Below are 10,504 nucleotides of genomic sequence, written 5' to 3' on the forward strand. Positions count from 1 at the left end.
CGAAAGGAGGAACTGATGAAGATCGATCTGAATTCCGACATGGGCGAGGGATTTGGTCCCTACCGGCTGTGCGACGACGAAGCGATGATGAAAATCGTCTCCTCGGCCAACATCGCCTGCGGTTTCCACGGCGGCGACCCCGATACGATGGGGCGGATGGTGCGGCTGGCAAAACAGAATGGCGTCGGCATCGGCGCCCATCCCGGCTTGCCCGACCGGCTGGGCTTCGGCCGGCGCGAAATACCCTTTCAGGCGGACGAGCTTCGCCAGCAGATGCTCTACCAGCTCGGCGCGCTGATCGCGATCGCCAGAGCCGAGCGGGTCGCGGTCTCCCATATCAGTTTTCATGCGGCCATGGGCAATATGGTCAACCGCGATCCTCTCCTCGCCGACCTGATGATGGATGCGATCGTAACCGTCGATCCCAGTCTCGTTGTCTTCGTCACCTCAGGCAGCGAGATCGAACAGGCGGCCAAACGCGCGCGCCTGAAAACGCTGGCGCTTTTCCTTGCGGACCGGGCCTATGACGCCGGCGGGAGGCTTGTTGCGCGAGGGCTGCCCGGCGCCGTCATCAAGGACGAGACCGCTGTGCGCGCCCGTGTGCGAAAATTCCTCCTCGACGGCAGCATCGAGACCATCGACGGCGGCGTGATCGCCATGCCGGCGCGTTCCATCCTCGTTCACAGCGACACGCCGGGCGCCCTCGAGCTTGCCGGCATCGTGCGCGGCGAGATCGAAGCCACGGGCGCCACCCTCGCACCTGCCGCCGACCTCGCCGACTGACGCAATCCCGATCGCCCGCCGACGATCTTTATTCCAATCCCTCACCGAAGGACCATTCCGATGTCCGTGATCGCCGACCGTCTGAAAAACGTTTCCATATCCGCATCCGCCGCCATGACCCAGCGCGCCCGGGAATTGGCCGCCAAAGGGATCAAGGTCGTCAGCCTCTCCTCCGGGGAGCCGGATTTCCCCACCCCGGCGCATGCGATCGAAGCGGCCCATGCGGCAGCCCTTGCCGGCGATACGAAATATCCGCCGATGGACGGCACCCCGGCGCTCAAATCCGCCATCATCAGGAAGTTCAAGCGCGACAACAATCTCGACTACGATGCCAGCCAGATCGTCGTCTCGGGCGGCGGCAAGCAGGTGATCTTCAACGCCATGCTGGCGACCTGCAACCCCGGCGACGAGGTCGTCATTCCCACACCCTCCTGGGTCAGCTATGCCGACATCGTCAAATTCGCCGGCGGCGTGCCGGTTGCCGTCCCCTGCAACGAGCAGGCCGGCTTCAAGCTGCGCCCGGAGGATCTGGAGGCGGCGATCACGCCGCGCACCAAATGGCTCTTCCTGAATTTCCCGAACAACCCGACCGGAGCAGCCTGCTCCCGGGCGGAGATGGCCGCCATCGCCGAGGTCATGCTGCGCCATCCCAATGTCTGGATCATGACCGACGACATCTACGAACACCTGGTCTACGACGACTTCCAGTTCTGCACGATCGCGGAGGTCGAGCCGAGACTATACGACCGCGTCCTGACGATGAACGGCGTCTCCAAGGCCTATGCAATGACCGGCTGGCGGCTCGGATTCTGCGCCGGATCGAAAGAATTGATCTCGGCTATCAGCAACGTCAACGGCCAGAATGGCGGCGGCATCGCGACGCTGACCCAGGCGGCGGCGACCGCGGCGCTGGACGGGCCCCAGGATCTTCTGAACGAGCGCGCCGCTATTTATAAGACGCGACGCGACTTCGTTCTCGACAAATTGTCGGAGGTGGAAGGGCTGCGCTGCCATCGCCCCGAGGGCGCCTTCTACATCTATCCCAACATATCGGGGCTGATCGGCAGGACCAGCAAGGGCGGACGCAAGATCGAGAGCGACGTCGATTTCGTCATGGCGCTGGTGGAGGAGCATCACGTCGCGACCGTGCAAGGCGCAGCTTACGGAATGAGCCCCTTCTTTCGCATTTCCTACGCGACAAGCATGGAAAAACTCGCCGACGGCTGCGCGCGGATCGCCCAATTCTGCAAGAACATGCGCTGACAGCTATTAACCCTTCAACCTCGCCGTCAACTCGAGAAGGATGTCTCGGACGGCAAGGGCCGGTTCCGACAGGGGGTTCTGGTCGGAAACGCAAAGCGACAGGGTTTCTTCGATCCGCGGCGAGACGAGCCGGCAGATCAGCGGCTCGCTCGATTCCGAGACGATGCGATCGGCAATCGCCTTCGGCATGATCGTCGCGCCGAGACCGCTGCCGACCGCGCGGGCGAGCGTTCGGACGATCTCGACTTCCGCCACGACCTTCAAATTGGTGCGCGTGCGGGTGAAAGCGGTGTCGACCGCTCGGCGGACGAAATTATAGGCTGGCGGCAACAGCAGCGGTATTCCGTCGAGAGCGTTGACCGGAACGGGTTTCGCATCCGCTTCGATGGCAAAATCGCGATGGGCGACCAGGAAAAACTCTTCGCTGAGGATCGGTTCGAACCGCACGCCCTTGATCGGCCCGGTTCCATGCAGAAGCGCCATCTCCAGCCGGCCGTTCATGATCATCTGGCTGTAGGTCTGGCCGACGCTTTCGGTCAGGTGCAGTAGAATACCGGGATGCCGTTTCCGGGTTTCCGCCAGCAGATCGACCGAAAGCGTCGCCGCGCTGCTGAACGGCACAAGGCCGACCGAGACGCGCCCGGCAAGCGAATTGCCGGCGGCCGATGCATCGGCCTGCGCCTGCTCCATCTGCCGGAGGATGATCTGCGCATGGCGATACACCGCGTGTCCGGCATCCGTCATGCTGACGCCCTGCTGGCTGCGGATCAGCAGCTTGTGGCCGAAATGCTCCTCAAGTGCTGCAAGCTGCTGGCTGAGCGCCGGCTGGGCGATGTGCAAAAGATCCGCAGCTCGTGTGATGCTGCCGCTGTCGACGATCACGATGAAGGATTTGAGGCGTCTGATGTCCATGGGGATCGGGGTACCATACTGATCTCAGGATGGCATGTTTGCAGAGGCGCATTGCTTTTGCAACGCGACGCGGCCTGAAGCGAGGCCGCGAAAAAATACCCACGTCACCGCTTTTCTCTTCTTCGGCAGGCCGCCCCCGCTCCATAACCGTTGCTTATTGCTCCAGAGATAATCGGTCTTAGGCAAGGGGTTAAAGCTTCGCTACTGTCTTCATCAACCACAAGGGAACGACAATGCCATTCTCCGACTACAAGACCGCACTCGTGACCGGCGCATCCTCCGGGATCGGCGCAGCCGTGGTTGAGCGGCTTCGCCGGGAGAACATCGAAGTCCATGCCGTTGCCCGCAGTGCCCAAGCGCTGCAGCAGCTCGCCGAGCGCACGGGCTGCATTACCCATACCATCGATGTGACCGATCGGCCGGCGATCGCCGAGCTCGCGGGCCAGGTGGAGTTCGACATTCTCGTCAACAATGCAGGCGTCGACCGGCCGAAGAAATTCCTGGAAGCCGACGAAGGCGATATCGATCTTCTGGTCGACGTCAATCTGCGGGCGGTTCTGCACATCTGCCGCCTCGTCGTGCCGGGCATGGTGGCGCGCGACCGCGGCCACGTCATCAACATCTCGTCGATCGCCGGCGCCTATAATTTCGGCGGCAATTCCTCCTATCACGCCACCAAGGCCGGCGTGAGCATGCTATCCAACCAGCTGCGCATCGATGCTTTCGGCAAGCGGGTGCGGGTTACCGAAATCTGCCCAGGCCGGGTCGCCACCGATATTTTCAATCACGTCCACGGCGATGACCCCAGCATCCGTGAACGGTTCATCGATGGTTTCGAGCTGCCGCAGGCGGCCGATATCGCCGACGCGATCGCCTTCGCCATAGCAGCTCCCGTCGCCGTCAACATCGGACATATGGAGATCACCCCGACGCTGCAGGTCATGGGCGGACTCCAGACCGCAAGGCCGCAGCCGAAGACGGATCCATCCGGGGAGCCAACGCCGTGAGCGGTTTCGACCTTTCGGCAATCCTCGGAAATTCCGACTATGCCGCCATGCTGCTGCATGGCATCCAGATGACCTTCATCATCTATGCCGGCTCCTGGTCGCTGGCGATGGTACTCGCCCTGCTGCTGCTCGGCGTGCGGCTGTCGCCCTTCCGCTTCGGCAATCCGTTGGTCGCCGCTTACGTATCCTACCACCGCAACGTCCCCACCCTGGTGCAGCTGATGCTGTGGTATTTCGGGATTTTCACGCTGATGCCGAACGGGGTCGCGACATGGCTGGCAAGCCATAACGCCGAGGCAATCTTCGCGGTGATCGGGCTCGGGCTCTGCCAGGCAGCCTATTTCAGCGAAGATCTTCGCTCCGGCGTGCGCTCGGTCAGCGACGGCCAGATGCAGGCCGCGCGCGCCCTCGGCCACGGTTATGTCTCGGCGATGCGCTTCGTCATCATGCCGCAGGGCGTGCGCAACGCGCTGCCGCCGCTCATTAATCACAGCGTTTCCCTGTTCAAGAACAGCAGTCTCGCCGTCGTCATCGGCGCCTCGGAATTGACGCATGCCGTCAAGGAAATCGAAAACCTCAGCTTCCGCACCTTCGAGATCTACCTGATCGGCACGGTTCTCTACCTCTTCTTCTCGCTGATCATCATGAGCGTCGGCGCCTATCTGTCGATGCGCGCCGATCCTGCTAGGAGTGCGCGCGCATGATCCAGGACATGATCGCCATCGTCCGAGACTACTGGCTGCTGCTCCTGATTGGCCAATATCCGAACGGACCGCTCGGCGGGCTCGCCAACACGCTGATCCTTTCGGCGCTGAGCATCACCCTCGCTTTTCCGGCCAGTATCCTCTTCGCGCTCGCACGCCTCTCCAAGTCGCCGCTGCTGCGCTGGCCGGTCACGGCACTTGTCTATTTCACCCGGGGCGTGCCGCTGTTGATGCTCATCCTGTGGAGTTATTTCCTGGTTCCGCTGCTGACCGGCGCCGACGTGCCGAGCTTCGTCACGATGCTGACGACGCTGGTGGTCTACCAGAGCGCCTTCCTCAGCGAAGTTGTCCGTGCCGGCATCGTCGCGCTGGGACCGGGCCAGATGGATGCGGCGCGGGCGCTCGGCCACGGCTACATGGGCGCGATGCGCTACATCATCCTGCCGCAGGCGCTCTACAACATGATCCCGAGCATCATCTCCACCTTCGTCTCGACGATCAAGGACACGACACTCGGCTATGTCATCAACGTGCCTGATCTGACCTTTGCGGCAAGCCAGGTCAACAACCAGCTGCTGACGCAGCCCTTCCAGGTCTTCCTCATCCTGGCGATCGTCTACTTCATCATCTGCTGGACGCTCACCTACTTCGCCAATCGCCTCGAGCGGCGCATCACCCGGCGGCGTGCGGGACTTCTCGTGCCCGCCGCTGCCGTGGTCACGCCGTCGAAAATCGTATCGGAGCAGCTATGACGATGTCCGTTTCAACGCAGGAATCGCAGACGATCAGGCTTTCCCAGGTCTGCAAGAGCTACGGCGACTATCCGGTCCTCAAGGATATCGACGCGCGGGTGGCACGCGGCGAAGTCGTGGTCATTTGCGGACCGTCCGGTTCGGGAAAATCGACGCTGATCCGCACGATCAATCGCCTCGAGGAGATCAACAGCGGATCGATCACACTCGACGGGCAGAACATTCATGCCGCCATGCGGGCAAAGGAACTCAACGCGATGCGCAGCCGGATCGGCTTCGTGTTTCAGAACTTCAACCTGTTTCCGCATCTCTCGGTCGCCGAAAACGTCTCGATGTCGCCGATCCGGGTGAAGGGCATGGCACCCGGGCTCGCGCATGAAAAGGCCCTCAAGCTCCTCGATCGGGTCGGCCTCGCCGACAAGGCCCGGGCCTATCCCGGTCAGCTATCGGGCGGCCAGCAGCAGCGGGTAGCGATCGCCCGCGCCCTTGCCATGGAACCGCCGGTGATGCTGTTCGACGAGCCGACGAGCGCGCTCGATCCCGAAATGGTCGGCGAGGTGCTCGCCGTCATGAAGAGCCTCGCCGCCGAAGGCATGACCATGCTCTGCGTCACCCACGAAATGGGTTTCGCGCGCGAGGTCGCCGACCGGATCTGGTTCATCGATGCCGGCCAGATCATCGAAACGGCGACGCCAAAGGAATTCTTCAGCAATCCGCGCCATCCCCGGGCTCAGCGTTTCCTCGCTGATCTCAGGCACTGATTACCAAGCACCAAAAACAAAGGAGAACAGCAATGAACTGGAAATACCTAAGCCTCACCGTCGCATTTGCCGGCATGGCGGCCGCTGTGCCCGCCAAAGCCGATCAGCTCGACAATATCATGTCGGCAAAAACGCTGCGCTGCGCGACGTTCGCCGACGTTCCCCCCTTCGCCTCGCCCGATCCGAAGACCCGTGAAATGGCCGGTTTCGACGTCGATCTCTGCGGCGCCATCGCCAAGATATTGGGCGTCAAGGCCGAGATCAAGCCGGTTTCGGTCGAGGCGCGCGTACCCGAGGTCAAGCTTGGTCGCGTCGACATCACCGTGGCCAACCTTGCCTATACGCTGAGCCGCGCCGAGCAAATCCAATTCAGCGATCCCTATTATCTCGCCAAGGAAATGCTGATCGTGCCGGCCGACGATGCCGGCAAGACGAAGGCCGATTACGCCGGCCAGCGCATCGCTTCGACCAAGGGATCGACATCCGAAATGTCGATCAAGCTCAACAAATCCGAGCCGCTGACATTCCAGGACACCGCTTCTGCCTATCTCGCCGTCCAGCAGGGCAAGGCGCGCGGCATGGTCGCCAACACCATGACGACGACCAAGTTCGTCAATGAATCGAAGAGCAAGGGCAAGCAAATGCGGATGATCGAGGAGCCGATGCTCTATCAACCGATCGGCATCGGCATGGCCAAGGATCAGCCGAAGCTGACGGCCAAGATCAACGAAATCCTGCACAAGCTCGATGAGTCTGGCGAGATCAACAAGATCTGGGACAAGTGGCTCGGCCCGAATACCGAATACAAGATGAGCCGCACCGACAAGGTCGTGCCGCTCGCGCAGCTGAAATTCGACCCGATCCCGTAGACCGACCGGTCTCGGAACCTCCCGAAGACATTCAACCGAGACAAGACGGCGGGATTTGCCCGCCGTCTACGAACGATGTGAGGCACCCATGATTCATATAAAAGACATCGCTGAACGGCCCAGCAAAGCTGACATCGAGGCCGTTTCGAAATTTTCGCCGGCGACCATCCACGAAGCCCAGGGGCGCCGCGGCGCACTTTCCTCCCGCCTCAAGCCCGTCGACTACCGCATGAAACTGTGCGGCCCGGCATTCACGGTCAAATGCGCGCCACGCGACAACATCATGCTGCAGCTCGCCATCAACTATGCAAAGCCCGGCGACATCATCGTCGTCTCGGCCGGCGAGTACGAAGAGGCCGGCTCCTTCGGCGATGTGCTCGCCAATGCCTGCCTTGCCAAGGGCACCGGCGGTCTCGTCACCGATACCGGCGTGCGCGACACGCTGCAGCTGCGGGAACTCGGTTTCCCCGTCTTCTCGCTCAGCGTCTGCATCAAGGGCACGGTGAAGGAGACAATTGCGGCAGTGAACGACCCGATCATCATCGGCGGCGAAACCATCAACCCCGGCGACATCATCGTCGGAGATGCCGACGGCCTGGTAGTCGTGCGCAGGCAGGAAGCGCGGGAAGCAGCGAGGCTTTCGCAGGCTCGCGAGGATGCCGAAGCCGCCTACATCGCCGCCTACAAGGCAGGGAAATCGGTCATTGAGGTCAGCAATCTGGCGCCGGTGCTGAAAGCCAAAGGCCTCGTCGTCGATATTTGACAGGGAGCGGGCCTGAGCGCGCACAGTCACTCTGGACACTATTATGGACGCATGTTCTATAAAGTGGACAGATTAATCGGAGCGGGCCATGCATCTTTCCATGTGGACTTACCCCTGGGATATCCAGGACCAGGGGCTCGATAGGATTGCCGCCGAGTTTCGCAACCGCGCCGGCCTCAACACGATCAGCATGGCGACTTCCTATCATGCGGGCCGCTTCCTCCAGCCGCGCAGCCCGCGGCAGAAGGCCTATTTTCCCGAGGACGGGACGGTCTACTTTCGGCCGGACGAGAGCCTGTGGCAGGATAAGCTGATCCGGCCGCTGACGGCGGCGAATGTCACCGAGCGCGGCGACATGCTGGAGGCGCTGACCAGGGGACGCGGCGTGACGGGTCTCAAGGTCTCCTGCTGGACGGTCTGCCTCCACAATAGCCGTCTCGGCATGCTGCATCCCGACCATGTGACGCGGAACGCCTTCGGCAATGCCAACTATTACAATCTCTGCCCCTCCAGCCCGGCGGCGCGGGCCTATGCCGTCACCCTCGTGCGCGACATCACCATGAATTACCGGCCGGATATGGTCGAACTCGAGAGCCCGAACTTCATGGGCTTCGCGCATGAATACCACCATGAGAAGGACGGCGTCGGCCTGAATGCCGAAGACGATTTCCTGCTGTCGCTCTGCTTCTGCGACCATTGCACGGCGCGCGCGGCGAGTGCCGGTGTACCGGCCGAAGGCGCGCGCCGAACGGTTGCGCGTTTCATCGCCGAACTCTGCGAACGAGCCGTTCCGGAACGGCAGTTCCCGGAATTTCCGGCAGCAGGCATCGATGCCTTCCGCGACCACCCCGATCTGCATGCCTATCTCGCCTGGCGCAGCGAACCGGTGACCAGCCTCATCGGCGAGATCAAGGCGGCGGCCGATCCGGCGAGCCGGATCGTACTGATCGACCTGAAGGACGGCTGGCTCGGCGGCGTCGATCTTGCAGCCGTCGGCAAGATCTGCGACGGGGCGATCCTCTGCTGCTACGACATGGAGCCGAATGCGATCGGCGATGTCATCCGCACCGGCCGGGCGGCGATCGGCCCGGAAAAATTCCTCGGTGTCGGCTTGCGTGTCTTCTATCCCGAGGTCGGTGAAGCCGCTGTCCTGGCCGCCCGCGCCAAGGCCGCCGTCGACGCCGGCGCCGACGGCGTGAACTTCTACAATTACGGCCTGATCCCGGCAAAACGTCTCGACTGGGTCAAGGCGGCAGTCGACGCGATCAGCTAAGCGGCAATCGGTTCGGCGACTTGGATCAGGCAGTCGCCGGCCTGGCTGTCGCAATGCAGCCGGTGGGAAATGACGATGCCGTCCTCGGCAAAGCGCAGCTCTTCCTCCGGCTGCTCCAGGCGTTCCAGATCGTGATACCATCCGGCCAGTTCGCCGGCCGAAACGATCGCGCCAAGGACTGCGGCCGGCTCGAACCAGCCTCTGCGGTCGGCATAGATGCCCTGGCTGTGCCGGGAGAGCGACAGCAGCTGCAGCGGGCCCGGCTCGGCGAGCGGCGTGCGAGAGAGGACCGGATGCCCGACAATGCCGAGCGTCACGAGCAGCCGGTCGATTGCCGCCGCCGTGAACGCCATCGTCGCGGGCGTCACGGTTGCGCCGCCGCCGAATTCGCCGGAAAGACCGATGACACCGGCCCTTGCCGCAGCTCCCATCGATGTCGGCGCCGCACGCCCATTGTTGGCGATGAAGGCATGCGACGCGCCCAGTGCCCGCATCAGCGCGACGGACCGCTCGAAGCGTGTGGCGTCGGCCTGCCGCTCAATCAACGTGCAGGGCAAGTGCGCCATCGACGTGCCGCCCGAATGCAGATCAAAGACGACGTCGTGGCGCGGGAAGAGTTCGTGTTCGAGGAAATGCGCCAGGCGCGCCGTCGGCACTCCCGCGGGATCGCCGGGAAAAGCCCGGTTGAGGTTGCCGCCGTCGAAGGGCGAGCAGCGTTTGGCCGCCATCACCGCCGGCAGGTTCGCCATCGGCAGGATGGTGACGGCGCCACTTATGTCAGCGACGTCAAGCAGGCGCATCAGCCGTCCGAGCTGCAGTTCGCCCTCATATTCGTCGCCATGGTTGCCGGCCATCAAGAGCAGGGACGGCCCCTCGCCATTTCTGAGGCGAAGGATCGGAACGCGGATCTGATAATAAGGCGAACGGTCGATCGAATAGGGAATGGCGAGATAGCCGGCTTGGCGGCCCTCGCGCGAAAAGTCGATCGGATTGACGAGACCGCTGTGCATGATGTCTCCAGTTCGGGCGCTTGCCTTCGATCAAAGGGCGGCGACCGCGGTCATTTCGACACGCAGGTCCGGGTCGGCCAGGCGGGCTTCGGTGCAGGCACGGGCCGGCGGGTTTTCGATGTCGATCCAGCTGTCATAAACGCCGTTCATCGCCTCGAAATCGGTAATCGCCGGCAGGAAGACGTTAACGGCGAGGAGACGCGAGCGATCGGTCCCCGCTTCCTTCAAAAGGGCGTCGATCTTGCCGAGCACATCACGGGTCTGCTCCTCGATATCAGCCTTGCGGTTTTCCGCAACCTGGCCGGCAATATAGACGAGACCGCCATAGCTGACAGCCTGGCTCATACGCGAGCCCTTCTGATAACGCTGGATCATGCAGGTTTTCCTTTTCTTGGTTTTACAGGGAG

The 10,504-nt window shown here is 62.5% G+C and carries 12 protein-coding genes; 9 read left to right on the forward strand and 3 right to left on the reverse strand.

Annotated elements, in window-relative coordinates; translation table 11 throughout:
* The first annotated feature begins 15 nt into the window (after positions 1 to 15).
* Entirely contained in the window at positions 16 to 783 is a 768-nt protein-coding gene (locus tag GGI60_RS21130; protein WP_183918441.1) for a 5-oxoprolinase subunit PxpA, read from the forward strand.
* 60 nt (positions 784 to 843) lie between these two features.
* Positions 844 to 2,046 carry a pyridoxal phosphate-dependent aminotransferase gene (locus tag GGI60_RS21135; protein ID WP_183918440.1) on the forward strand — a complete coding sequence of 401 codons (1,203 nt, stop codon included), beginning with the start codon at positions 844 to 846 and terminating at the stop codon, positions 2,044 to 2,046.
* 6 nt (positions 2,047 to 2,052) lie between these two features.
* Here the strand turns inward: GGI60_RS21135 and nac are convergent, their stop codons facing one another.
* A complete protein-coding gene (gene nac, locus GGI60_RS21140) occupies positions 2,053 to 2,958 on the reverse strand; it encodes a nitrogen assimilation transcriptional regulator NAC (RefSeq protein WP_183918439.1) in 906 nt (301 codons plus the stop codon).
* 233 nt (positions 2,959 to 3,191) lie between these two features.
* Between nac and GGI60_RS21145 the strand changes: the two genes are divergently transcribed.
* The 7 genes from GGI60_RS21145 to GGI60_RS21175 all read left to right on the forward strand — a co-directional run bounded on the left by GGI60_RS21145 (position 3,192) and on the right by GGI60_RS21175 (position 9,087).
* Positions 3,192 to 3,965, forward strand: coding sequence for an SDR family oxidoreductase (locus GGI60_RS21145; RefSeq protein WP_183918438.1), 774 nt, complete (start codon positions 3,192 to 3,194; stop codon positions 3,963 to 3,965).
* Entirely contained in the window at positions 3,962 to 4,669 is a 708-nt protein-coding gene (locus GGI60_RS21150; RefSeq protein ID WP_183918437.1) for an amino acid ABC transporter permease, read from the forward strand. Before GGI60_RS21145 ends, GGI60_RS21150 begins: the two co-directional genes overlap by 4 nt.
* Complete coding sequence (locus GGI60_RS21155) at positions 4,666 to 5,421, forward strand: amino acid ABC transporter permease (RefSeq protein WP_097664939.1); 756 nt, start codon at positions 4,666 to 4,668, stop codon at positions 5,419 to 5,421. The genes GGI60_RS21150 and GGI60_RS21155 overlap by 4 nt, the downstream gene beginning before the upstream one ends.
* On the forward strand, positions 5,418 to 6,182 hold the full coding sequence (locus GGI60_RS21160; RefSeq protein WP_183918436.1) for an amino acid ABC transporter ATP-binding protein: 765 nt from the start codon (positions 5,418 to 5,420) through the stop codon (positions 6,180 to 6,182). Before GGI60_RS21155 ends, GGI60_RS21160 begins: the two co-directional genes overlap by 4 nt.
* Before the next feature lie 32 nt (positions 6,183 to 6,214).
* Complete coding sequence (locus GGI60_RS21165; protein WP_183918435.1) at positions 6,215 to 7,051, forward strand: ABC transporter substrate-binding protein; 837 nt, start codon at positions 6,215 to 6,217, stop codon at positions 7,049 to 7,051.
* 88 nt (positions 7,052 to 7,139) lie between these two features.
* The gene (locus GGI60_RS21170) at positions 7,140 to 7,814 is read left to right on the forward strand and encodes a 4-carboxy-4-hydroxy-2-oxoadipate aldolase/oxaloacetate decarboxylase (protein ID WP_183918434.1); all 675 of its coding nucleotides are present in this window, start codon (positions 7,140 to 7,142) and stop codon (positions 7,812 to 7,814) included.
* Between the two features lie 88 nt (positions 7,815 to 7,902).
* A complete protein-coding gene (locus GGI60_RS21175; protein WP_183918433.1) occupies positions 7,903 to 9,087 on the forward strand; it encodes a hypothetical protein in 1,185 nt (394 codons plus the stop codon).
* Here GGI60_RS21175 and GGI60_RS21180 read toward each other — a convergent pair.
* Together GGI60_RS21180 and GGI60_RS21185 are read right to left on the reverse strand one after the other, a co-directional pair.
* A complete protein-coding gene (locus GGI60_RS21180) occupies positions 9,084 to 10,097 on the reverse strand; it encodes a succinylglutamate desuccinylase/aspartoacylase family protein (protein WP_183918432.1) in 1,014 nt (337 codons plus the stop codon). The two genes, GGI60_RS21175 and GGI60_RS21180, sit on opposite strands and share 4 nt — an antisense overlap.
* A 30-nt stretch (positions 10,098 to 10,127) precedes the next feature.
* Positions 10,128 to 10,472: a RidA family protein gene (locus GGI60_RS21185; RefSeq protein WP_020922890.1), complete on the reverse strand. Its 345-nt coding sequence runs from the start codon at positions 10,470 to 10,472 to the stop codon at positions 10,128 to 10,130.
* Positions 10,473 to 10,504 lie beyond the last annotated feature (32 nt).

The organism is Rhizobium lentis (assembly GCF_014200175.1).
In the GTDB taxonomy this organism is placed as follows: Bacteria; Pseudomonadota; Alphaproteobacteria; order Rhizobiales; family Rhizobiaceae; genus Rhizobium; species Rhizobium mulingense.